The 20,025-nt window shown below is 59.3% G+C and carries 26 protein-coding genes; 16 read left to right on the forward strand and 10 right to left on the reverse strand.

Annotated features, from left to right (window positions below; all coding sequences use genetic code 11):
* Positions 1 to 38: 38 nt before the first annotated feature.
* The 5 genes from lptB to HU722_RS05660 are packed head-to-tail and all read right to left on the reverse strand — an operon-like array spanning position 39 to position 3,364.
* Complete coding sequence (gene lptB / locus HU722_RS05640; RefSeq protein ID WP_049709979.1) at positions 39 to 764, reverse strand: LPS export ABC transporter ATP-binding protein; 726 nt, start codon at positions 762 to 764, stop codon at positions 39 to 41.
* Complete coding sequence (gene lptA, locus HU722_RS05645) at positions 764 to 1,297, reverse strand: lipopolysaccharide transport periplasmic protein LptA (protein WP_025856312.1); 534 nt, start codon at positions 1,295 to 1,297, stop codon at positions 764 to 766. Before lptA ends, lptB begins: the two co-directional genes overlap by 1 nt.
* Complete coding sequence (gene lptC, locus HU722_RS05650) at positions 1,284 to 1,856, reverse strand: LPS export ABC transporter periplasmic protein LptC (RefSeq protein WP_065875089.1); 573 nt, start codon at positions 1,854 to 1,856, stop codon at positions 1,284 to 1,286. Before lptC ends, lptA begins: the two co-directional genes overlap by 14 nt.
* Before the next feature lie 8 nt (positions 1,857 to 1,864).
* Positions 1,865 to 2,389, reverse strand: a complete 525-nt coding sequence (locus tag HU722_RS05655) for a KdsC family phosphatase (RefSeq protein ID WP_049709977.1) — start codon at positions 2,387 to 2,389, stop codon at positions 1,865 to 1,867.
* Positions 2,390 to 3,364, reverse strand: a complete 975-nt coding sequence (locus HU722_RS05660; RefSeq protein ID WP_065875088.1) for a KpsF/GutQ family sugar-phosphate isomerase — start codon at positions 3,362 to 3,364, stop codon at positions 2,390 to 2,392.
* Between the two features lie 298 nt (positions 3,365 to 3,662).
* Between HU722_RS05660 and HU722_RS05665 the strand changes: the two genes are divergently transcribed.
* From HU722_RS05665 to hisC, 10 genes are all read left to right on the forward strand, one after another.
* Complete coding sequence (locus tag HU722_RS05665; RefSeq protein WP_186752333.1) at positions 3,663 to 4,472, forward strand: ATP-binding cassette domain-containing protein; 810 nt, start codon at positions 3,663 to 3,665, stop codon at positions 4,470 to 4,472.
* Positions 4,472 to 5,269: a lipid asymmetry maintenance ABC transporter permease subunit MlaE gene (gene mlaE, locus HU722_RS05670; RefSeq protein ID WP_065875086.1), complete on the forward strand. Its 798-nt coding sequence runs from the start codon at positions 4,472 to 4,474 to the stop codon at positions 5,267 to 5,269. Before HU722_RS05665 ends, mlaE begins: the two co-directional genes overlap by 1 nt.
* Positions 5,269 to 5,736, forward strand: coding sequence for an outer membrane lipid asymmetry maintenance protein MlaD (gene mlaD / locus HU722_RS05675; protein WP_003171814.1), 468 nt, complete (start codon positions 5,269 to 5,271; stop codon positions 5,734 to 5,736). The genes mlaE and mlaD overlap by 1 nt, the downstream gene beginning before the upstream one ends.
* 11 nt (positions 5,737 to 5,747) lie before the next feature.
* Positions 5,748 to 6,395: an MlaC/ttg2D family ABC transporter substrate-binding protein gene (locus tag HU722_RS05680; protein WP_065875085.1), complete on the forward strand. Its 648-nt coding sequence runs from the start codon at positions 5,748 to 5,750 to the stop codon at positions 6,393 to 6,395.
* Complete coding sequence (locus HU722_RS05685; protein ID WP_065879608.1) at positions 6,392 to 6,697, forward strand: STAS domain-containing protein; 306 nt, start codon at positions 6,392 to 6,394, stop codon at positions 6,695 to 6,697. The genes HU722_RS05680 and HU722_RS05685 overlap by 4 nt, the downstream gene beginning before the upstream one ends.
* A gap of 114 nt (positions 6,698 to 6,811) precedes the next feature.
* Positions 6,812 to 7,051 (forward strand): BolA family protein, encoded by a 240-nt coding sequence (locus HU722_RS05690; protein ID WP_049709972.1) that lies wholly within the window; start codon positions 6,812 to 6,814, stop codon positions 7,049 to 7,051.
* A gap of 23 nt (positions 7,052 to 7,074) precedes the next feature.
* The gene (gene murA, locus HU722_RS05695) at positions 7,075 to 8,340 is read left to right on the forward strand and encodes a UDP-N-acetylglucosamine 1-carboxyvinyltransferase (RefSeq protein WP_049709971.1); all 1,266 of its coding nucleotides are present in this window, start codon (positions 7,075 to 7,077) and stop codon (positions 8,338 to 8,340) included.
* A gap of 233 nt (positions 8,341 to 8,573) precedes the next feature.
* Positions 8,574 to 9,209 carry an ATP phosphoribosyltransferase gene (gene hisG / locus HU722_RS05700; protein WP_049709970.1) on the forward strand — a complete coding sequence of 212 codons (636 nt, stop codon included), beginning with the start codon at positions 8,574 to 8,576 and terminating at the stop codon, positions 9,207 to 9,209.
* Between the two features lie 127 nt (positions 9,210 to 9,336).
* The gene (gene hisD, locus HU722_RS05705) at positions 9,337 to 10,656 is read left to right on the forward strand and encodes a histidinol dehydrogenase (RefSeq protein ID WP_065879607.1); all 1,320 of its coding nucleotides are present in this window, start codon (positions 9,337 to 9,339) and stop codon (positions 10,654 to 10,656) included.
* Positions 10,657 to 10,659: 3 nt separating this feature from the next.
* Positions 10,660 to 11,712 (forward strand): histidinol-phosphate transaminase, encoded by a 1,053-nt coding sequence (gene hisC / locus HU722_RS05710; protein WP_065890513.1) that lies wholly within the window; start codon positions 10,660 to 10,662, stop codon positions 11,710 to 11,712.
* 127 nt (positions 11,713 to 11,839) lie between these two features.
* On the opposite strand, the gene HU722_RS05715 is transcribed toward hisC, so the two are convergent.
* Complete coding sequence (locus tag HU722_RS05715) at positions 11,840 to 13,114, reverse strand: uracil-xanthine permease family protein (RefSeq protein ID WP_065875081.1); 1,275 nt, start codon at positions 13,112 to 13,114, stop codon at positions 11,840 to 11,842.
* A 2-nt stretch (positions 13,115 to 13,116) separates the two neighbouring features.
* Complete coding sequence (gene upp, locus HU722_RS05720; protein WP_049709966.1) at positions 13,117 to 13,755, reverse strand: uracil phosphoribosyltransferase; 639 nt, start codon at positions 13,753 to 13,755, stop codon at positions 13,117 to 13,119.
* A gap of 164 nt (positions 13,756 to 13,919) precedes the next feature.
* On the opposite strand from upp, the gene HU722_RS05725 reads away from it, so the two are divergent.
* The 4 genes from HU722_RS05725 to HU722_RS05740 all read left to right on the forward strand — a co-directional run bounded on the left by HU722_RS05725 (position 13,920) and on the right by HU722_RS05740 (position 15,965).
* Positions 13,920 to 14,477, forward strand: coding sequence for a hypoxanthine-guanine phosphoribosyltransferase (locus HU722_RS05725; protein WP_012722254.1), 558 nt, complete (start codon positions 13,920 to 13,922; stop codon positions 14,475 to 14,477).
* 3 nt (positions 14,478 to 14,480) lie between these two features.
* Positions 14,481 to 14,948: a WbuC family cupin fold metalloprotein gene (locus HU722_RS05730; RefSeq protein ID WP_065879605.1), complete on the forward strand. Its 468-nt coding sequence runs from the start codon at positions 14,481 to 14,483 to the stop codon at positions 14,946 to 14,948.
* Positions 14,949 to 14,983: 35 nt separating this feature from the next.
* A complete protein-coding gene (locus HU722_RS05735) occupies positions 14,984 to 15,469 on the forward strand; it encodes a hypothetical protein (RefSeq protein WP_065875079.1) in 486 nt (161 codons plus the stop codon).
* 208 nt (positions 15,470 to 15,677) lie between these two features.
* A complete protein-coding gene (locus HU722_RS05740) occupies positions 15,678 to 15,965 on the forward strand; it encodes a PA4642 family protein (protein WP_065875078.1) in 288 nt (95 codons plus the stop codon).
* Positions 15,966 to 16,034: 69 nt separating this feature from the next.
* Here the strand turns inward: HU722_RS05740 and mqo are convergent, their stop codons facing one another.
* Both mqo and HU722_RS05750 read right to left on the reverse strand, forming a co-directional pair.
* Positions 16,035 to 17,543 carry a malate dehydrogenase (quinone) gene (gene mqo / locus HU722_RS05745; protein ID WP_065890512.1) on the reverse strand — a complete coding sequence of 503 codons (1,509 nt, stop codon included), beginning with the start codon at positions 17,541 to 17,543 and terminating at the stop codon, positions 16,035 to 16,037.
* A gap of 726 nt (positions 17,544 to 18,269) precedes the next feature.
* A complete protein-coding gene (locus HU722_RS05750; RefSeq protein ID WP_065875076.1) occupies positions 18,270 to 18,503 on the reverse strand; it encodes a hypothetical protein in 234 nt (77 codons plus the stop codon).
* A gap of 194 nt (positions 18,504 to 18,697) precedes the next feature.
* On the opposite strand from HU722_RS05750, the gene HU722_RS05755 reads away from it, so the two are divergent.
* Complete coding sequence (locus tag HU722_RS05755) at positions 18,698 to 19,285, forward strand: YajG family lipoprotein (protein ID WP_065875075.1); 588 nt, start codon at positions 18,698 to 18,700, stop codon at positions 19,283 to 19,285.
* 54 nt (positions 19,286 to 19,339) lie between these two features.
* On the opposite strand, the gene HU722_RS05760 is transcribed toward HU722_RS05755, so the two are convergent.
* Complete coding sequence (locus HU722_RS05760) at positions 19,340 to 19,549, reverse strand: hypothetical protein (protein WP_049709958.1); 210 nt, start codon at positions 19,547 to 19,549, stop codon at positions 19,340 to 19,342.
* Positions 19,550 to 19,732: 183 nt separating this feature from the next.
* Between HU722_RS05760 and HU722_RS05765 the strand changes: the two genes are divergently transcribed.
* Complete coding sequence (locus HU722_RS05765; RefSeq protein ID WP_065890510.1) at positions 19,733 to 19,990, forward strand: hypothetical protein; 258 nt, start codon at positions 19,733 to 19,735, stop codon at positions 19,988 to 19,990.
* Positions 19,991 to 20,025: the final 35 nt, after the last annotated feature.

Consider the following 20,025-nt stretch of genomic DNA (forward strand, 5'->3'; position numbering starts at 1 on the left):
CCCGCGCACCTTGGCAATCGGCCGTGACACCACGGTGTTTACAGGCGGAACTCGTGACCCAGGTACACTTCCTTGACCAGTTCATTGGCCAGGATGGTGGCGGAGTCGCCTTCAGCGATCAGTTGACCATCGTTGACGATATACGCGGTTTCGCAGATATCGAGCGTCTCACGGACGTTGTGGTCAGTGATCAGCACGCCAATGCCCTTAGCCTTGAGGTGGTGAATGATCTGCTTGATGTCGCCGACCGATATTGGGTCGACGCCGGCAAACGGTTCGTCCAACAGGATGAACTTCGGTGCAGTGGCCAGGGCACGAGCGATTTCTACGCGGCGGCGCTCACCACCGGACAGGCTCATGCCGAGGTTGTCGCGGATATGGTTGATGTGGAATTCCTGCAGCAGGCTTTCCAGCTCCTTGCGACGGCCGTCACGGTCGAGCTCCTTGCGGGTCTCGAGGATGGCCATGATGTTGTCGGCCACCGACAGTTTGCGGAAGATCGACGCTTCCTGCGGGAGATAGCCGATACCGGCGCGGGCGCGGCCGTGCATCGGCTGGTGGCTCACGTCCAGGTCATCGATCAATACGCGACCCTGATCCGCCTGGACCAGTCCGACGATCATGTAGAAGCAGGTGGTCTTGCCGGCGCCATTGGGGCCGAGCAAGCCGACGATCTGGCCGCTGTCGATCGACAGGCTGACGTCGCGCACGACCTGACGGCCTTTATAGGCCTTGGCCAGATGCTGGGCTTTCAGGGTTGCCATTACTCGGCCTTCTTCTTCGGCTGGATAACCATGTCGATGCGTGGGCGCGGTGCGGTGACCTTGTTGCCATTGGCACGACCGGCGTTAGCGATCTGTTTCACGGTGTCATAGGTGATCTTCTCACCTTCCGTGGAGTTGCCGTCGGGGCTGAGCACCTTGGCTTGGTCGATCAGCACAATGCGGTTCTGCTGGGCGTGGTACTGGATGGTCTTGCCGTAACCCTTCATCGGGCCGGTGTCGGTAGCGGACTGCTTCTGTTCGAAGTAAGCCAGGTTGCCCACCGAAGTGACCACGTCAATATCGCCAGCCTGGGTGCGAGTCAGGGTCACCGTGTTGCCGGTGATCTTCATCGAGCCCTGGGTGATGATCACGCCGCCTGTGTAGGTGGCGACGCCTTGCTTGTCATCCAGTTGCGCATCGTCAGCCGAAATGTGGATCGGCTGCTGGCTATCGTTCGGCAGAGCCCAGGCGCTCACGCTTCCCAGTGCTGCGCCCAGGCCGAGCAAAATAGGGAGAGTTTTAACGAGCCTCATACTGTCCTCTTACGTTCGATAGCAGGTGTATCCTGCTTTCTTTCAAATACGCTTTCATTCCCTTGCCAGTCGATACACCGCCAGCGCCGTCGATTCTAACGTCTTGCTCGGTCTGCGCATATTGCTTCTGCGGGAATACGGTCATGCGACTGGTGGTAATCACGGTCTCACGTTTTTTATCGTCAGTGCGCGCAACGCGCACCGAGTCGATCAGTTCTACCTCGGTACCGTCCGGGTTGACCTCGCCACGCTTGCTGGTGACGTGCCATGGGAACTCGGTACCGCGGTAAATGTTCATGTCCGGGTTGGTCAGCAGGGTCACTTCGCTGGCTTTCACGTGCTCGACCTTGTCCGAGGTCATCTCGTACTGCACCTTGCCGTCGGGCAGGAACTGCACGCTTTTGGCATTGGTGGCGTAATAGTCGATAACCCCCTCGTCAACCTGCGCAGCAGGCTGGTCGAGAAAGCGCTCCGGGCTGATATTCCAGTAGCCCACCGCCAGGAACAGTGCGGCGATGACTGCGAATAGCAGGAAGTTGCGAATCTTTTTGCTCAGCATAAAACGCTCTATAAGTAGGCGGCGTGGGCCGCTTCAAGGCTGCCTTGGGCACGCAGGATCAGCTCGCAGAATTCGCGGGCGGCACCTTCACCGCCACGGGCGGTGGTGATGCCATGGGCATGCTCGCGAACAAAGGCTGCCGCATTGGCAACGGCCATGCCCAGGCCCACTCGACGAATCACCGGCAGGTCGGGCAGGTCATCGCCCAAGTAGGCGACCTGCTCATAGCTTAGGTTGAGTTGGCCAAGAAGCTCGTCCAGAACCACCAGTTTATCCTCGCGGCCCTGATACAGGTGAGGAATCCCCAGGTTTTGTGCGCGGCGTTCCACAACGGGGGTTTTTCTGCCGCTGATAATCGCTGTTTGCACACCCGACGCCATCAGCATCTTGATGCCTTGGCCGTCGAGGGTGTTGAACGTCTTGAATTCGCTGCCGTCTTCGAGGAAGTACAAGCGGCCATCGGTCAGCACGCCGTCAACGTCGAAAATCGCCAGTTTGATGTTTTTGCCGCGTTGCAACAGGTCGTCGGTCATTTACATCACTCCCGCACGCAGCAAGTCGTGCATGTTCAAGGCGCCAATCGGGTGGCCGTCGCTATTGACCACCACCAGCGCGCCGATCTTGTGGTCTTCCATGATCTTCAAGGCTTCGGCTGCAAGCATTTCAGGGCGGGCGGTCTTGCCGTGGGGTGTCATTACCGCATCGATGGTGGCGGTGTGGATGTCGATGGTGCGGTCCAGGGTGCGGCGCAAGTCACCGTCGGTGAAGACCCCGGCCAGGCGCCCGTCGGCTTCCAGGATAACGGTCATGCCCAGGCCCTTGCGGGTCATTTCCATCAGCGCGTCCTTCAGCAAAGTGCCGCGCTGGACATGGGGCAATTCGTCGCCCGAGTGCATGACGTTTTCCACTTTCAATAGCAGGCGGCGGCCCAGGGCACCACCTGGGTGGGAAAACGCGAAGTCTTCGGCGGTAAACCCGCGGGCTTCCAGCAGTGCCACGGCCAGGGCATCGCCCATGACCAGCGCGGCGGTGGTGGAAGAGGTTGGTGCCAGGTTCAGCGGGCAGGCCTCGTGGGCCACGTGAACGTTGAGGTTCACTTCGGCGGCCTTGGCCAGCGTTGATTCCGGGTTGCCTGTAACGCTGATCATCTGGATGCCCAGGCGCTTGATTAGTGGCAACAGGGTCACGATTTCATTGGTGGTGCCGGAGTTGGACAGTGCCAGGATGATGTCATCCTTGGTGATCATGCCCATGTCGCCATGACTGGCTTCGGCCGGGTGTACGAAAAACGCAGTGGTCCCGGTGCTGGCCAGGGTGGCGGCGATCTTGTTGCCGACGTGGCCTGACTTGCCCATGCCGACCACGACGACGCGGCCCTTGCTGGCCAGAATCATCTCGCAGGCGCGTACGAAATCTGCGTCGATATGGGCCAGTAAGCCTTCTACGGCTTCAAGCTCGAGGCGGATGGTGCGTTGTGCGGATTGGATAAGGTCGCTGGATTGGCTCATGTCTGGAATCGTATAGCCTGACGAAAAGTCGGCGATTATAACGGTAATGATCAATTCCCTCACGCAAGTTCGTCAGGGTTTGTGCGCGACGCGCCTGAGATTCATCTGAAGCAACGTTTTTTCCCTGTGCTCAATCTGAACAAGCGCTGTTCCGGCCTTGGGCGCCTCGTACCAGCAGTGATATAGTTCGCCGCCAGTTCGGTCCGCCCAGCCCATGTGTTCAACTATTGCACAAGCATTGCAAACGTTTGTCGCAAGCGTGGTGTCTGAGTGAGAGGCTGCATCCCAAGGAGTTTAGATGAGTGCCGATAACGCCTACGCGGTCGAGCTGAAGGGACTGACCTTCAAGCGCGGGACGCGCAGCATCTTGAATAACGTCGATATCCGCATTCCGCGCGGCAAGGTCACGGGCATCATGGGGCCTTCCGGTTGTGGCAAGACCACCCTGTTGCGCCTGATGGGCATGCAATTGCGGCCCAGTGCCGGCGAAGTGTGGGTCAACGGCCAGAACCTGCCGACATTGTCGCGCAGCGATCTGTTCGACGCACGCAAGCACATGGGTGTGCTGTTCCAGAGCGGTGCATTGTTCACCGACCTCGATGTTTTCGAGAATGTGGCTTTTCCGCTGCGGGTGCACACCCAGCTGTCCGACGAAATGATTCGTGACATCGTGTTGCTGAAACTGCAGGCCGTAGGCCTTCGCGGTGCCACCGACCTGATGCCCGACGAACTGTCCGGTGGCATGAAGCGTCGGGTCGCCCTGGCACGCGCCATTGCCCTCGACCCGCAGATCCTCATGTACGACGAACCTTTCGTCGGCCAGGACCCTATCGCCATGGGCGTGCTGGTGCGTCTGATCCGCCTGCTCAACGATGCGCTGGGTATCACCAGCATCGTGGTTTCCCATGATCTTGCAGAAACCGCGAGCATTGCCGATTACCTCTATGTAGTCGGCGATGGCCAGGTGTTGGGGCAGGGCACGCCTGAAGAACTGATGAATGCAGACAATCCGCGTATTCGCCAATTCATGACCGGCGACCCTGATGGCCCTGTGCCTTTTCACTTTCCGGCAACGGATTACCGCTCAGATCTTCTGGGGAAGCGTTGATGCGCAAGACATCTTTACTCGAGAAGGTGCGCCTTTTCGGTCGCTCCGGCATCGATATGATCGAAGTGCTGGGGCGTTCGACAATCTTCCTGTTCCACGCTTTGCTCGGCCGTGGCGGCATTGGCGGCGGTTTTGGCCTGTTGATCAAGCAACTGCATTCAGTCGGCGTGATGTCCCTTGTAATTATTGTGGTTTCCGGGATTTTCATCGGCATGGTGTTGGCGTTGCAGGGGTTCAATATCCTTTCCGGCTACGGCTCGGAGCAGGCCGTTGGGCAGATGGTCGCGCTGACGCTCTTGCGCGAACTGGGGCCGGTGGTCACTGCCTTGCTGTTTGCGGGCCGCGCGGGTTCTGCGTTGACCGCCGAAATCGGCAACATGAAGTCCACCGAGCAATTGTCCAGTCTCGAAATGATCGGTGTGGACCCGCTCAAGTACATCGTTGCGCCGCGCCTGTGGGCCGGCTTCATTTCACTGCCTCTGCTGGCGATGATTTTCAGCGTGGTGGGTATCTGGGGCGGTTCGTGGGTCGCGGTTGACTGGTTGGGCGTCTATGACGGCTCCTACTGGGGCAACATGCAAAACAGCGTCACCTTCAGCGGTGACGTGCTCAACGGCATCATAAAGAGCATCGTCTTCGCTTTTGTAGTGACCTGGATCGCCGTATTCCAAGGCTACGACTGTGAGCCCACTTCAGAAGGGATCAGTCGCGCCACCACCAAGACCGTTGTGTACGCCTCGCTGGCTGTACTGGGCCTTGACTTCATTTTGACCGCCTTGATGTTTGGAGATTTCTGATGCAAAACCGCACTGTGGAAATCGGTGTCGGCCTTTTCTTGCTGGCTGGCATCCTGGCTTTATTGTTGTTGGCCCTGCGAGTCAGTGGCCTTTCGGCCAGCCCCACCGCCGATACTTATAAACTTTACGCGTACTTCGACAATATCGCCGGTTTGACTGTCAGAGCTAAAGTGACCATGGCCGGTGTGACCATCGGCAAGGTCACGGCAATCGATCTGGACCGCGACAGCTTCACCGGGCGAGTGACCATGCAGCTGGATAAGAAGGTAGATAATCTGCCAACTGACTCCACTGCATCTATCCTCACTGCGGGTTTGCTGGGCGAGAAATACATCGGTGTCAGCGTGGGCGGGGAAACGGCCCTGCTCAAGGATGGCTCGACAATCCACGACACACAGTCGTCGCTGGTGCTTGAAGACCTGATCGGTAAATTCCTGCTTAATACGGTCAATAAAGACGCTAAATGAGGAATCTGTACATGATCTCTACCTTGCGACGTGGCCTCCTGGTACTGCTTGCAGCGCTGCCGTTGATGGCCAACGCAGCAGGTTCTGCCCACGAATTGGTGCAGGACACAACCAACAAGATGTTGGCTGACCTGTCGGCCAACAAAGAAAAGTACAAACAAGATCCGAGTCAGTTCTACAACGCGCTCAATACTATTGTCGGTCCTGTTGTAGATGCCGAAGGCATTTCCCGCAGCATCATGACGGTCAAGTATTCGCGCAAGGCTACCCCGGCGCAGATGCAGACCTTTCAGGAAAACTTCAAGAAAGGCCTGTTCCAGTTCTATGGTAACGCGCTGCTTGAGTACAACAACCAGGGGATTACCGTCGCTCCAGCCGGGGATGAATCAGGTGATCGCACCAGCGTGAACATGAGCGTCAAGGGCAACAATGGCGCTGTCTACCCTGTGCAGTACACGCTGGAGAAGGTCAACGGCGAGTGGAAGCTGCGTAACGTGATCATCAATGGCATCAACATCGGCAAGCTATTCCGTGATCAGTTCGCTGATGCCATGCAACGCAATGGCAACGACCTGGACAAAACCATCAATGGTTGGGCCGGTGAAGTCGCCAAGGCCAAGGAAGAAACCGATAAAGCTGCCGGGAAACCCGCACAATGACCGAGTCGGCTGTTCGTCTCGGCGACGCCGGCGAGCTGTTCATCAGCGGCGTGCTGGATTACCGCACCGGGCCTGACCTGCGCAAGCAGGGCCAGGCACTGATCAACACCAGCGCTGCGCCTGCACTGGTGCTGGATTGTTCGGGTGTGACCAAGTCCAGCAGCGTTGGTTTGTCACTGCTGCTGTGCTTTATGCGTGACGCCCAAGCGGCGAATAAGCCGGTCAGCATCCGTGCGATGCCTGAAGACATGCGCGAAATTGCCGAAGTTTCCGAGCTGACCGAGCTGTTGGCGCATCCTTAATACACATTATTAGAGAAGCCCCCCGTCAGAGTCCTGCTAAGCGGGGTTCGCAGGCGCGGGGCTTTTTTGTATGATGTGCGACCCGCGCGCACTGGGCGCCGATAGAGGTTGATCATGCAGGCCCTAGAAGTTAAAAGCTTCCTTGAAGGAAAGCTGCCCGAAACGAGTGTTGAAGTCGAAGGCGAAGGCTGCAACTTCCAGCTGAATGTGATTAGCGATGAACTGGCGGCACTTAGCCCGGTCAAGCGTCAGCAGCAGATCTATGCCCATTTGAACCCGTGGATCACCGATGGCAGCATCCATGCGGTCACTATGAAATTTTTCAGCCGCGCGGCCTGGGCCGAGCGCACCTGAGCCCCCAAGGCGTCGAGATTCTTATGGATAAATTGATTATTACCGGCGGTGCCCGCCTTGATGGCGAGATCCGCATCTCCGGTGCAAAAAACTCTGCCTTGCCGATCCTGGCAGCGACCCTGCTGTGCGATGGCCCGGTCACCGTGGCCAACCTGCCGCACCTGCACGACATCACCACCATGATCGAACTGTTCGGTCGCATGGGCATCGAGCCGGTGATCGACGAGAAGCTGTCCGTCGAAATCGACCCACGCACCATCAAGACCCTGATCGCCCCGTACGAGTTGGTGAAAACCATGCGTGCGTCGATCCTGGTGCTCGGCCCGATGGTTGCCCGTTTCGGCGAAGCTGAAGTGGCATTGCCTGGTGGTTGCGCCATTGGTTCGCGTCCGGTCGACCTGCACATCCGTGGCCTTGAAGCCATGGGCGCGACCATTGACGTCGAAGGCGGTTACATCAAGGCCAAGGCGCCGGAAGGCGGCCTGCGTGGCGCCAGCTTCTTCTTTGATACCGTCAGTGTGACCGGTACCGAGAACATCATGATGGCCGCTGCCCTGGCCAAAGGCCGCAGCGTGCTGCAAAACGCCGCCCGTGAGCCTGAAGTCGTCGACCTGGCGAACTTCCTGAACGCTATGGGCGCCAAGGTTTCCGGTGCTGGCACCGACACCATCACCATTGACGGTGTTGAGCGTCTGCACACGGCCACCTACAAGGTCATGCCGGACCGCATCGAAACCGGTACCTACCTGGTTGCCGCTGCCGTTACTGGTGGCCGCGTCAAGGTCAAGGACACCGATCCGACCATCCTGGAAGCGGTCCTGGAAAAACTGCGCGAAGCTGGCGCAGAAATCACCACCGGTGAAGACTGGATCGAGCTGAACATGCACGGCAAGCGTCCTAAGGCCGTCAACGTACGTACCGCTCCGTACCCGGCGTTCCCGACCGACATGCAAGCGCAGTTCATTTCCTTGAACGCCATTGCTGAAGGCACCGGTGCCGTGATCGAGACCATCTTCGAAAACCGCTTCATGCACGTGTACGAACTGCACCGCATGGGCGCGAAGATTCAGGTTGAGGGCAACACTGCCATCGTTACCGGTACCGAGAAACTCAAGGGCGCGCCAGTTATGGCCACCGACCTGCGTGCTTCGGCGAGCCTGGTGATCTCGGCGTTGATCGCTGAAGGCGACACTCTGATCGACCGCATCTACCACATAGACCGTGGCTACGAGTGCATCGAAGAAAAACTGCAGATGCTCGGCGCTAAAATCCGCCGCGTACCGGGCTAGTCCCGGGCTGTTTGTAGTGAGCGGGCTTGCCCCGCGCTGGGTTGCGTAGCGACCCCAAAAAATGGGACTGCTGCGCAGTCCAGCGCGGGGCAAGCCCGCTCACTACAATGAGGTTTGCCGTTAAATGAGCGGTATGCTGAATTCGTTTCAAATCGAGGCTGTCATGGCCTCGATCTGTGTCTGGCGCCGTTTGCGACCGGACAGCAATAGCCAGATGAAGGACTGACGCTTCCATGTTGACCATCGCACTGTCCAAGGGCCGCATCCTTGACGACACGTTGCCGCTTCTGGCTGAAGCGGGCATCGTGCCGACCGAGAATCCGGACAAGAGCCGCAAGCTGATCATTCCCACGACCCAGGACGATGTTCGCCTGTTGATCGTGCGGGCTACCGACGTGCCGACCTACGTTGAGCATGGCGCGGCCGACCTCGGCGTCGCCGGTAAAGACGTGCTGATGGAATACGGTGGCCAGGGCCTTTACGAGCCGTTGGACCTGCGTATCGCCCTGTGCAAGCTGATGACCGCCGGCCGCGTCGGTGACGTCGAGCCCAAGGGCCGCCTGCGCGTGGCCACCAAGTTCGTCAACGTTGCCAAGCGTTACTACGCCGAACAAGGCCGTCAGGTCGACATCATCAAGCTCTACGGCTCGATGGAGCTGGCGCCGCTGATCGGCCTGGCCGACAAAATCATCGACGTGGTCGACACCGGCAACACCCTGCGTGCCAACGGCCTCGAGCCCCAGGAATTCATTGCCGACATCAGCTCTCGCCTGGTTGTCAACAAAGCATCGATGAAGATGCAGCACGCCCGTATCCAGGCGTTGATCGACACCCTGCGCAAGGCAGTGGAGTCGCGACACCGCGGTTGACTCACCCGCGTAGCTGAAAGGCTGCGCCCGTCTATCCGCCTCATAGCCAGAATTCTCAGGTGCCCAAGCGGAGCGAACGGTAGTTTAGGGCGCCTGAGTTTTTTGCCAATCCTATGAGGCCCTCGCTATGACCACGTCCACTGCAATTGCCCGACTCAGCGCTGCCGACCCGGATTTCGCCCATCATCTGGATCATCTGCTGAGCTGGGAAAGCGTGTCCGACGATTCGGTCAACCAGCGGGTGCTCGACATCATCAAGGCCGTGCGCGAGCGTGGTGACGCGGCGCTGGTGGACTTCACCCGCCAGTTCGACGGCCTGGACGTCAAATCCATGTCCGACCTGATCCTGCCGCGCGAACGCCTGGAGCTGGCGCTGACGCGTATCACCGCGCCGCAGCGCGAAGCCCTGGAAGTGGCGGCGACGCGGGTGCGCAGCTACCACGAAAAGCAGAAACAGGACTCCTGGAGCTACACCGAGGCGGACGGTACCGTGCTGGGCCAGAAGGTTACGCCACTGGACCGCGCCGGCCTGTACGTGCCGGGCGGTAAGGCGTCGTACCCATCGTCGGTGTTGATGAACGCGATCCCGGCCAAAGTGGCGGGCGTGACCGAAGTGGTCATGGTCGTGCCGACGCCGCGCGGTGAAATCAACGAGCTGGTGTTGGCCGCCGCCTGCATTGCCGGCGTCGACCGCGTTTTCACCATCGGTGGCGCGCAAGCCGTTGCCGCCCTGGCCTATGGCACCGAAAGCGTGCCGAAGGTCGACAAAGTGGTCGGTCCCGGCAACATCTACGTCGCCACCGCCAAGCGTCACGTGTTTGGCCAGGTCGGTATCGACATGATTGCCGGCCCATCGGAAATCCTCGTGGTATGCGACGGCCAGACCGATCCGGACTGGATCGCCATGGACCTGTTCTCCCAGGCCGAGCACGATGAAGACGCCCAGGCGATCCTGGTCAGCCCGGACGCCGAGTTCCTCGACCAAGTGGCGGCCAGCATCAATAAGTTGCTGCCGACCATGGAGCGTGCCGAGATCATCGAGAAATCGATCAATGGCCGTGGCGCGCTGATCCTGGTGCGTGACATGGAGCAGGCCATCGAAGTGGCCAACCGTATCGCGCCGGAGCACTTGGAGTTGTCCGTGGCCGACCCACAAGCCTGGTTGCCATCGATTCGCCACGCTGGTGCGATCTTCATGGGCCGCCACACCAGCGAAGCCCTGGGTGACTATTGCGCAGGCCCGAACCACGTGCTGCCGACCTCCGGCACCGCGCGTTTCTCCTCGCCACTGGGCGTGTACGACTTCCAGAAGCGTTCGTCGATCATCTTCTGCTCGCCGCAGGGCGCTTCCGAGTTGGGCAAGACCGCCTCGGTACTGGCCCGTGGTGAATCCCTGAGTGCCCACGCCCGTAGCGCTGAATACCGCATCCTTGAAGAGGGGAACTGAGACATGAGCAAATTCTGGAGCCCCTTCGTCAAAGACCTCGTGCCTTACGTGCCTGGCGAACAACCGAAGCTGACCAAGCTGGTCAAGCTCAACACCAATGAAAACCCCTACGGCCCGTCGCCCAAGGCGTTGGCCGCGATGCAGGCCGAGCTGAACGACAACCTGCGCCTGTACCCGGACCCCAACAGCGACCTGCTCAAGCAGGCCGTGGCCAAGTATTACGCGATCGACGCCAGTAAGGTCTTCCTCGGCAACGGTTCAGATGAAGTCCTTGCACACATTTTCCACGGCCTGTTCCAGCACGAGCTACCGCTGTTGTTTCCGGATATCAGCTACAGCTTCTACCCGGTTTACTGCGGCCTCTACGGCATCAAGTCCGACCCGGTGCCGCTGGACGAACAGTTCCAGATTCGCGTGGCGGATTACGCCAGGCCCAACGGCGGGATCATCTTCCCCAACCCGAACGCGCCTACCGGTTGCGTGCTGGCACTGGATGCGGTGGAGCAGATCCTCAAGGCCAACCCGGACTCGGTGGTAGTAGTGGATGAAGCCTATATCGACTTCGGCGGCGAAACCGCGATCAGCCTGGTGGATCGCTACCCGAACCTGCTGGTGACCCAGACGCTGTCCAAATCGCGCTCACTGGCCGGTTTGCGCGTGGGCCTGGCCGTGGGCCACCCGGACCTGATCGAGGCGCTGGAGCGGGTCAAGAACAGCTTCAACTCTTATCCGCTGGATCGCCTGGCGATTGTCGGCGCGGCGGCAGCGTTCGAGGACCGTGAGTACTTCGAGAAGACGTGCCAGTTGGTCATCGACAGCCGCGACAAGGTGGTTGCGCAGTTGGAGGCAAAAGGTTTTGAAGTGTTGCCGTCGGCGGCCAACTTTATCTTTGCTCGCCACCCTCAACATGACGCTGCTGGCCTGGCGGCCAAGTTGCGTGAGCAGGGTGTGATCGTGCGGCACTTCAAGCAGGCGCGGATTGCCCAGTTCCTGCGGATCAGCATCGGTACGCCGGAGCAGAACCAGGCGCTGATTGATGGGCTTGGTGAGCTTTAACGTTCACTGAAAATCAAATGTGGGAGCTGGCTTGCCTGCGATAGCGGTGTATCAAACGACAACTATGTCGCCTGTTACTCCGCTATCGCAGGCAAGCCAGCTCCCACACTGATTTGCGTTGTGTCAGTTAGAGCAACGGCTCATCCGGCTTCTTGTTTTTCCAGCCATCATTGCCCGGCAGCAGCAGGTTCAAACCAATCGCTACCACCGCACACAGGGCGATGCCCTTGAGGCCGAAGTCATCCGGGCCGGTGCCGGTGCCGACCAGCACACCGCCAATCCCGAACACCAACGTCACCGACACAATCACCAGGTTGCGCGCTTCGCCCAGGTCGATTTTGTGGCGGATCAGCGTGTTCATCCCTACGGCGGCGATCGAACCGAACAGCAGGCACAGAATCCCGCCCATCACTGGCACCGGAATGCTCTGCAGCAATGCGCCGAACTTACCGATAAACGCCAGGCTGATGGCAAACACCGCCGCCCAGGTCATGATCTTCGGGTTGTAGTTCTTGGTCAGCATCACCGCACCGGTCACTTCAGCGTAGGTGGTGTTCGGCGGGCCGCCAAACAGGCCGGCGGCCGTGGTGGCAATGCCGTCACCCAGCAGGGTACGGTGCAGGCCCGGCTTTTTCAGGTAGTCACGACCGGTCACGCTGCCGACTGCAATCACACCGCCGATATGCTCGATCGCCGGGGCCAGGGCCACGGGGACGATAAACAGGATCGCCTGCCAGTTGAACTCAGGCGCGGTGAAGTGGGGCAGGGCGAACCAGGGGGCGGCGGCGATCTTTGCTGTGTCGACCACACCAAAATAGAACGCCATGGCAAAACCGACCAATACGCCGGAGATGATCGGCACCAGGCGGAATATGCCCTTGCCGAACACCGCCACAATCAACGTGGTCAGCAGCGCCGGCATCGAGATCATCATTGCCGTCTGGTAATGAATCAGCTCGGCACCATCGCCGGATTTACCCATGGCCATGTTGGCGGCAATCGGTGCCATGGCCAGGCCGATGGAGATAATCACCGGCCCGATCACCACGGGCGGCAGCAGCCGGTCGATGAAACCGGTGCCCTTGATCTTCACCGCGAGCCCGAGGAAGGTATAGACGAAACCGGCCGCCATTACCCCGCCCATGGTCGCCGCGAGGCCGAACTGGCTTTTGGCGAGAATGATCGGAGTAATGAAGGCAAAGCTCGACGCCAGAAAGACCGGCACCTGCCGCCCTGTCACCACCTGGAACAACAACGTGCCCAGGCCCGCGGTGAACAGCGCAACGTTTGGATCAAGACCTGTGATCAGCGGCATCAACACCAGCGCGCCAAATGCCACGAAGAGCATTTGTGCGCCAGACAGGATCTGGCGCCAAAGCGGGTCGTTGAATTCATCCTGCATGCTCAACCGTCCTTCTGCTTGGTACCGAAGATCTTGTCACCGGCATCGCCCAGACCTGGGATGATGTAGCCGTGTTCATTCAGGCGCTCATCGATGGACGCGGTGTAGATCTGCACGTCCGGGTGAGCTTTCTCGACGGCGGCGATGCCTTCGGGCGCGGCCACCAGCACCATGGCGCGGATGTCCTTGCAACCGGCTTTTTTCAGCAAGTCGATGGTGGCGACCATGGAACTGCCGGTGGCGAGCATCGGGTCGATGATCATCGCCAGGCGCTCGTTGATTTCCGGAACGAGTTTTTCCAGGTAGGTGTGGGCCTGCAAGGTTTCTTCATTGCGGGCCACGCCCACGGCGCTGACCTTGGCGCCCGGGATCAGGCTGAGCACGCCTTCGAGCATGCCGATACCGGCGCGCAGGATCGGCACGACGGTGATTTTCTTACCGGCGATTTTCTCGACCTGCACGGTACCGGCCCAACCTTCGATGTCGTAGGTTTCCAGGGGTAAATCTTTAGTGGCTTCGTAAGTCAGCAACGCTCCGACTTCCTGAGCAAGCTCACGGAAGTTCTTCGTGCTAATGTCGGCGCGGCGCATAAGGCCGAGCTTGTGTCGGATCAGCGGATGGCGGATCTCGCGAGTGGGCATGGGGATGGCTCCGGCGGCGGGCAAAAAAACCGGCCTAGATTAATCTATCCGAGGGTGTTGTCCTATAGACATCTAGTACGTTAGTCCATTAAGGCTTGCCCGGAGCGCACGAGAAGCGTACCTTCGCCCGCTTTTCTTGCCACAGCACCCCCTTGGAGAGCGCCATGTCCGCTGATCTCGAGCATATCCGTCAAATCATGCGCGAGGCTGACTGCCTGTACACCGAAGCGCAAGTCGAAGAGGCAATCGCCAAGGTCGGCGCGCACATCACCCGCGAAATGGCTGACACCAACCCGGTGGTTTTCTGCGTGATGAACGGTGGTCTGATCTTCGCTGGCAAATTGCTCACCCACCTGCAATTCCCGCTCGAAGCGTCCTACCTGCACGCCACCCGCTATCGCAACGAAACCAGCGGCGGCGACCTGTTTTGGAAAGCCAAGCCGGAAGTCTCGTTCATCGACCGCGACGTGCTGATCATCGACGACATCCTCGACGAAGGTCACACCCTCGGCGCGATCATTGACTTCTGCAAGCACGCTGGCGCGCGCAAAGTGCACACTGCCGTGCTGATCGACAAAGACCACGACCGCAAGGCCCGCCCAGAGCTGAAAGCCGATTTCGTTGGCCTGCCGTGCATCGACCGCTACATCTTCGGTTACGGCATGGACTACAAAGGCTACTGGCGCAACGCCAATGGGATCTACGCCGTCAAAGGGATGTAAGCCATGACCCGCTTTCTTGATCAGACGCTGTTTGCCGAATTGGCCGAGAAAGCGGGCGCCAGCCCCCGTGGCCGGCACCATCACAACTTCCACCAGATGGAAGAGCCCTGCCATCGCCTGGCCGTGGGCCTGCAGTCCAGCACCTATGTGCCGCCGCATCGGCACCTGAGTGCGGACAAGGCGGAAACCTTGCTCGTGCTTCAGGGCAGCCTGGGTCTGCTGGTGTTCAGCGAAACCGGCGAGGTGCTGGCCAAGCGCGTCATGCAGGCGGGGGGCGAATGCGCGGGTGTGGATCTGCCACCCGGTGTGTTTCACGGTTTGGTGGTGCTGGAGCCCGACACGGTGATGTTCGAGTGCAAAGCCGGACCTTATCGCCCGGTAGGCGAGGGTGAGCTGGCCGATTGGGCGCCGCGTGAAGGCGAGGCTGGTGTGGCCGCGTATCAACGTTGGATGCTTGCCCAGTTCGATTGAGCTACAGTGCTGGGCTATCTCGCACGGAGCGGCCCATGAACCTGTTGATACGTACCTGCGCCGCCCTGGCGTTGACCCTCAGTTTGCCCCTGGCCGCCGCGCCTGCGCCGTTGCACAGCCAATTCCTGCCCTCCGACGATCTGGCCCTGCGCGCCGAAGCCCCGGACCAGCAGCAATTGTTGCAAGTCACCGAGTACGCGGTGGTGGTGGGTAACCAGCGCCAGTCCAGCCAGCAACCGATCCCGGTCACCTCGCCGCTGATGATCCGCCTTAAGGGCAAGTCCCTGAACAAAGGCGCGACCATCAGCCAAGTGGTGCTCAACTTCGATGCGGAAAGCAAAAGCCTGAAAAAGCCGGTCTACGACGACAAGAGCAAGACCCTGACTTTGTCCTACCCGGTGGCCCAGTACCGAGTGATCGTCGACCTGCTGCGCAATGACACGGTGTATGTGCAGTTCCTGAGTTATGCCAATGGGCATATCTGGGCGGATTTGCATACCGGTGCCGTTCGCGCGAAGTAGTCAGGCGACACAGATTCCACTATGTGGATGCAATTAATGTGGGAGCTGGCTTGCCTGCGATAGCGTTGTATCAGTGACAGAGGGGCCCGTTGACCCACCGCTATCGCAGGCAAGCCAGCTCCCACATGAGTGTTTGGTTGTTTTCGAAGGTGGTGTCTCACAGGTAGACTTCAAACCCCGTGTAAATGTCTGCAGGCTGGAGTCGGTAATGCGTAAAGATAAGAAACAGGTGATTGGTGACGAGATTGGCGACGATCAGATCAAGTTGTTCCTCGACTTCGAACCGGTTGACGCGACTTCCCCGTCCCTGCACAAACTGATCAAAGCCTACCGTGGCCTGCGTATCGACGACTTTGAGCGCTTCCTGGGTTTCTTCAAGGAAGCCGGCCTGGACCTGGACGGCAAGGATGAGCATGGCCAGACCTTCGTCGACCTGATCAAGGACCAGCGTCACGCAGACGAGTACATCGAGTTGATCAACAACGCTCGCGGTTGATTCTCCAGGCAATAAAAAACGCCCCGTTCTCATGCCGAGAGCGGGGCGTTTTTTTATTGCCTTAAGGCCTCAAGCGTAGCTCTCGGTCTCGGCAGCAGGCTCAACCAGTTCCAGGCTGATGTTGTTCTGCTCATTGATCTTGCGATACAGCTCGGCATCCGTTTCCAGGACCTTTTCCCGAGCCGGGAAGATCTCGTGCAGCTTGGCCGCCCACTCTCCGGCAGCCTTGGCCGGGAAGCAGCGTTCGATCAGGTCGAGCATGATCGAAACGGTCACCGAAGCGCCAGGAGATGCGCCCAGCAGTGCCGCGAGCGAGCCGTCTTTGGCCGCGACCAGTTCGGTGCCGAATTGCAGTACGCCGCCTTTTTTCGGGTCTTTCTTGATGATCTGTACCCGTTGGCCGGCCACTTCCAGGCGCCAGTCTTCGGCTTTGGCTTCGGGGTAGAAGCGGCGCAGGGACTCCAGGCGCTGCTCCATGGACTGCATCACTTCGCTGACCAGGTACTTGGTCAGGTCCATGTTGTCGCGGGCCACGGCGAGCATCGGGCCAATGTTGCCGGCGCGAACCGACAGTGGCAGGTCAAGGAACGAGCCGTGCTTGAGGAACTTGGTGGTGAAGCCGGCATAGGGCCCAAACAGCAGGGATTTTTTGCCTTCCACTACGCGAGTGTCCAAGTGCGGCACGGACATCGGCGGCGAACCCACGGCGGCCTGGCTGTAGACCTTGGCCTCGTGGTGCTTGACCACTTCCGGGTTGTCGCAACGCAGCCATTGGCCGCTGACCGGGAAACCGCCAAAACCTTTGCTTTCTTCGATACCCGAGGCTTGCAGCAGCGGCAGCGCCGCGCCACCGGCGCCGAGGAACACGAACTTGGCGTCCACTTCACGGCTGTTGCCGCTGTTGACGTCCTTGATGCTGACGGTCCAGCCCGCGCCGTTGCGCTTGAGGCCGGTCACACGCTTGCTGTACTTGACCTGGGCGTCTGCCGAGCTGGTCAGGTGGCTGAGCAGTTGGTTGGTCAGCGCGCCGAAGTTGACGTCGGTGCCGTTCATGACACGGGTCGCCGCGATTTTTTCGTCGAGCGGGCGGCCCGGCATCATCAGCGGCATCCACTCGGCCATCTCGCTACGGTCTTCGGTGTAGTGCATGTCCGAAAACGCGTGGTGCTGGCTGAGGGTTTCAAAGCGCTTCTTGAGGAAGGACACGCCTTTTTCGCCCTGTACGAAGCTCAGGTGCGGCACCGGACTGATAAAAGATTTGGACGAGCCAAAGGTGCCCTTTTTGGTCAGGTACGCCCAGAACTGTTTCGACACCTCGAACTGGGTGTTGATGTGCACGGCTTTCTTGATGTCGATGGAGCCATCGGCAGCCTGCGGTGTGTAGTTCAGCTCACACAGCCCGGCGTGGCCGGTACCGGCGTTGTTCCACGGGTTGGAACTCTCCGCGGCACCCGAATCCATCAGCTCAACGACTTCCAGCTTGAGGCCGGGGTCGAGCTCTTTGAGCAGTACGGCCAGGGTGGCGCTCATGATGCCGGCCCCTACCAATACTACGTCGACTGCTTCGTTATGCGCCATTTAACGCGTCTCCAAAATCTGCAGCACCAAATTGACGGCATGGCTGCCAGGAGTGACGGGGCGGTTCACGTGTTGCCCCAGGTTACCCATGGCCAGGATCGCCATGTCCGTTTCGCAATTCTTTGCAACTTCAGCACACGCTTCCTGCCGGGCTAATCTGCCTATGAACGCATTCATGGGCGCCTGTGGCAATTCGACTTATGGTCAAAACGTGTGATCTGTGCAATCAATCCGTAGCGGACAGGCTCAAGCTCCGATTTTCAAGGAGTACTCGGTCCTGTGTGGTTGGGCTGTTCCAGACGCTGATGGTGCTTGTACAAACGCCAAACTATTCATTTGCTCGCCACACTCTTGTGAAGTTGTGAAAACCCGTTTTTTCACGCTCTTTTGAAGACGTGAACCTCAAAAAAGGGCTGCCCCAGCCTGGCACCTGGCCCGGAAAACCTTGCCGACATGCGGCAAAACGGGCAAACAACTCAAGTGGCCGAGCGCAATGGCAGCTCTGGCAGATTCGGCAAAGACGGGTGGTTTGCAAAGAAAACAGCAAGCGCGCCAGCTTCACTCGATCTGTGTGGGCGGCTCTCTGTGGGCGATTCTTGGGGTTAATACCGAGGCATTAACGATGCTGCGAGGCCCGATCAGGAGACGTCCTTATAATCGGGGGGAGATTGTAGCGAAGAACGCTGGGGAAATGGGCGTGTTTTATGACTTTTATTAGGCGTTCGGTCAGGCAGCCAACGGCTGATGCCGTGACGACCGCGCTGGACGTGGGCTGACGCGGGCGCGAGCGGGCAGTGGGTGGTGCATCCAGCTCAGGCGAATCTCATCGATTTCTACCCAACCGTCGCCTACGGGCGGCTGGCAGCATTCTTTGAATGCCTGGCAACGACCTTGTGCATCGAGCAGGGCGAACTGACGAAGGGCCGGCTTGCGCGTAAACAATGACCAAAGAAACTGCATGACGATTGACCTCCTGAGATTGAGGCCAAGCATGCCTGCGCTGGATGACGAGCCCATGTAACGGGTGTGACATCTCGGTGACAGCGAACCGCGCTCCACACGTGGGGTCACAGGTTGTAACTGATGCTAGTTCCCCGCAGTGGCGCCCCGCTATACTGCCGGCCTGTCGGATCATGATTTCTGGAGAGAAGCGCATGTTGCAACGCCTGTTGTTCGGTTTGATCACTGTGACCAGCTTGACCCTGGTGGGCTGCGCCAACAGCCCGCAACAACTGACCCCGGAACCGAAACTCACCACGCAGTTGGCCCCGGTGGGCCACGGCCAGGCGGTGTCGGTGCGGGTGGTGGATGGTCGTCCATCGCCTACGCTCGGCTCGCGCGGCGGCCTGTACCCGGAAACCGCTCTGATCTCGGTGAACGCTCAAGACGTGCTGCCCAAGCTGCAGGCCCAGGCTGAAGCCGCCGTGCGCTTGCTGGGTTTCACCCCAAGCGCCAATGCACCGGGCGCTCCGCAATTGACGATCACCCTGGCTGAATTGAAGTATCAATCGCCTAAGGACGGCCTGTACGTGACCGAAGCTTCCATCGGCGCGACGTTCAAGTCCGACGTCACCGCGGGTACCCGTCGCTACAGCGGTCGCTACGGCGCCTCCCTGAACCAGCGTTTCGGCATGTCGCCGAACCAGGAAACCAATACCAAGTTGGTCAGCGACGTCCTGAGTGACGCCTTGACCCGACTGTTCAAAGACCCAAGCATCGGTTCGTTGCTCAGCGCGCAATAAACGATTGTTAAAAAACCGGGCTCGGTTGAGTCCGGTTTTTTTTCGCCTCCTGTTTCACGCGGCGGTGTCGATACAGAAGTCCAGCAGGCTCACCCCCGTTAACAGATCGGTCTCCGGAAGGTCCGCATGCTGGTGCCCGCCAAGGGCGCAATACACCAGCCAGTGGCGATCCTGGACGTTGAAAGCCAGGCCGCCGATCAGCGCTTCCTGCTCATCGCTTTGGGCGACCAGATACAGCCGATCCTGGTTTTGCGCGTGCAACATGACAAGCTCCTGAGGCGTCAAAGGGCAACAGAGTGGACTGTTAAGGTGACGTTCAGGTGACGCTCTAAATTACTGGATACATTAACCGTCAATGGGGAAGGGAGCCGTTTCGGTGCCGGACGCCACTATCGTTCAGGTTGGTAGCTGAGCTGATACCAAGACACTGTTCCACTGAGGTTTGCAATGGCGCTGTCCGCACTACTGATCAATGTTGTAGCGTTAGCGGTAGCGTGCCCGGGTGCAGCGCTGCTGTTCATTACGCGCCTGCGCGAACAACGCGCGATGGCCGACCTGGCCGCGCAAGGCGAAGACCGTGCGATCGATCAACCGATGTTGTTTCTGGATGTGCGCACCGAGCGCGCGCACCGGGTGGCTTACCGTATTGGGTTTGCCTGCCTGGGGTTGGCGTTGACTATTTCCTGGTTCAGTACCCACCTCTAAAAACGCCATAAAACAAATGTGGGAGCTGGCTTGCC

This window comes from Pseudomonas tritici, assembly GCF_014268275.3.
In the GTDB taxonomy this organism is placed as follows: Bacteria; Pseudomonadota; Gammaproteobacteria; order Pseudomonadales; family Pseudomonadaceae; genus Aquipseudomonas; species Aquipseudomonas tritici.

Excerpts from the sequence above, each read along its gene's own strand:
- HU722_RS05685 (WP_065879608.1), top strand. The coding sequence starts at position 6,392 with ATGACCGAGTCGGCTGTTCGTCTCGGCGACGCCGGCGAGCTGTTCATC.
- hisC (WP_065890513.1), top strand. The coding sequence starts at position 10,660 with ATGAGCAAATTCTGGAGCCCCTTCGTCAAAGACCTCGTGCCTTACGTG.
- hisG (WP_049709970.1), top strand. The coding sequence starts at position 8,574 with ATGTTGACCATCGCACTGTCCAAGGGCCGCATCCTTGACGACACGTTG.
- HU722_RS05715 (WP_065875081.1), bottom strand. The coding sequence starts at position 13,114 with ATGCAGGATGAATTCAACGACCCGCTTTGGCGCCAGATCCTGTCTGGC.
- lptB (WP_049709979.1), bottom strand. The coding sequence starts at position 764 with ATGGCAACCCTGAAAGCCCAGCATCTGGCCAAGGCCTATAAAGGCCGT.
- hisD (WP_065879607.1), top strand. The coding sequence starts at position 9,337 with ATGACCACGTCCACTGCAATTGCCCGACTCAGCGCTGCCGACCCGGAT.
- mlaE (WP_065875086.1), top strand. The coding sequence starts at position 4,472 with ATGCGCAAGACATCTTTACTCGAGAAGGTGCGCCTTTTCGGTCGCTCC.
- HU722_RS05690 (WP_049709972.1), top strand. The coding sequence starts at position 6,812 with ATGCAGGCCCTAGAAGTTAAAAGCTTCCTTGAAGGAAAGCTGCCCGAA.
- HU722_RS05760 (WP_049709958.1), bottom strand. The coding sequence starts at position 19,549 with ATGTTGCACGCGCAAAACCAGGATCGGCTGTATCTGGTCGCCCAAAGC.
- HU722_RS05765 (WP_065890510.1), top strand. The coding sequence starts at position 19,733 with ATGGCGCTGTCCGCACTACTGATCAATGTTGTAGCGTTAGCGGTAGCG.
- lptA (WP_025856312.1), bottom strand. The coding sequence starts at position 1,297 with ATGAGGCTCGTTAAAACTCTCCCTATTTTGCTCGGCCTGGGCGCAGCA.
- murA (WP_049709971.1), top strand. The coding sequence starts at position 7,075 with ATGGATAAATTGATTATTACCGGCGGTGCCCGCCTTGATGGCGAGATC.
- HU722_RS05680 (WP_065875085.1), top strand. The coding sequence starts at position 5,748 with ATGATCTCTACCTTGCGACGTGGCCTCCTGGTACTGCTTGCAGCGCTG.
- mqo (WP_065890512.1), bottom strand. The coding sequence starts at position 17,543 with ATGGCGCATAACGAAGCAGTCGACGTAGTATTGGTAGGGGCCGGCATC.
- HU722_RS05750 (WP_065875076.1), bottom strand. The coding sequence starts at position 18,503 with ATGCAGTTTCTTTGGTCATTGTTTACGCGCAAGCCGGCCCTTCGTCAG.
- HU722_RS05660 (WP_065875088.1), bottom strand. The coding sequence starts at position 3,364 with ATGAGCCAATCCAGCGACCTTATCCAATCCGCACAACGCACCATCCGC.
- HU722_RS05655 (WP_049709977.1), bottom strand. The coding sequence starts at position 2,389 with ATGACCGACGACCTGTTGCAACGCGGCAAAAACATCAAACTGGCGATT.
- HU722_RS05730 (WP_065879605.1), top strand. The coding sequence starts at position 14,481 with ATGACCCGCTTTCTTGATCAGACGCTGTTTGCCGAATTGGCCGAGAAA.
- upp (WP_049709966.1), bottom strand. The coding sequence starts at position 13,755 with ATGCCCACTCGCGAGATCCGCCATCCGCTGATCCGACACAAGCTCGGC.
- mlaD (WP_003171814.1), top strand. The coding sequence starts at position 5,269 with ATGCAAAACCGCACTGTGGAAATCGGTGTCGGCCTTTTCTTGCTGGCT.
- HU722_RS05725 (WP_012722254.1), top strand. The coding sequence starts at position 13,920 with ATGTCCGCTGATCTCGAGCATATCCGTCAAATCATGCGCGAGGCTGAC.
- HU722_RS05735 (WP_065875079.1), top strand. The coding sequence starts at position 14,984 with ATGAACCTGTTGATACGTACCTGCGCCGCCCTGGCGTTGACCCTCAGT.
- HU722_RS05740 (WP_065875078.1), top strand. The coding sequence starts at position 15,678 with ATGCGTAAAGATAAGAAACAGGTGATTGGTGACGAGATTGGCGACGAT.
- lptC (WP_065875089.1), bottom strand. The coding sequence starts at position 1,856 with ATGCTGAGCAAAAAGATTCGCAACTTCCTGCTATTCGCAGTCATCGCC.
- HU722_RS05755 (WP_065875075.1), top strand. The coding sequence starts at position 18,698 with ATGTTGCAACGCCTGTTGTTCGGTTTGATCACTGTGACCAGCTTGACC.
- HU722_RS05665 (WP_186752333.1), top strand. The coding sequence starts at position 3,663 with ATGAGTGCCGATAACGCCTACGCGGTCGAGCTGAAGGGACTGACCTTC.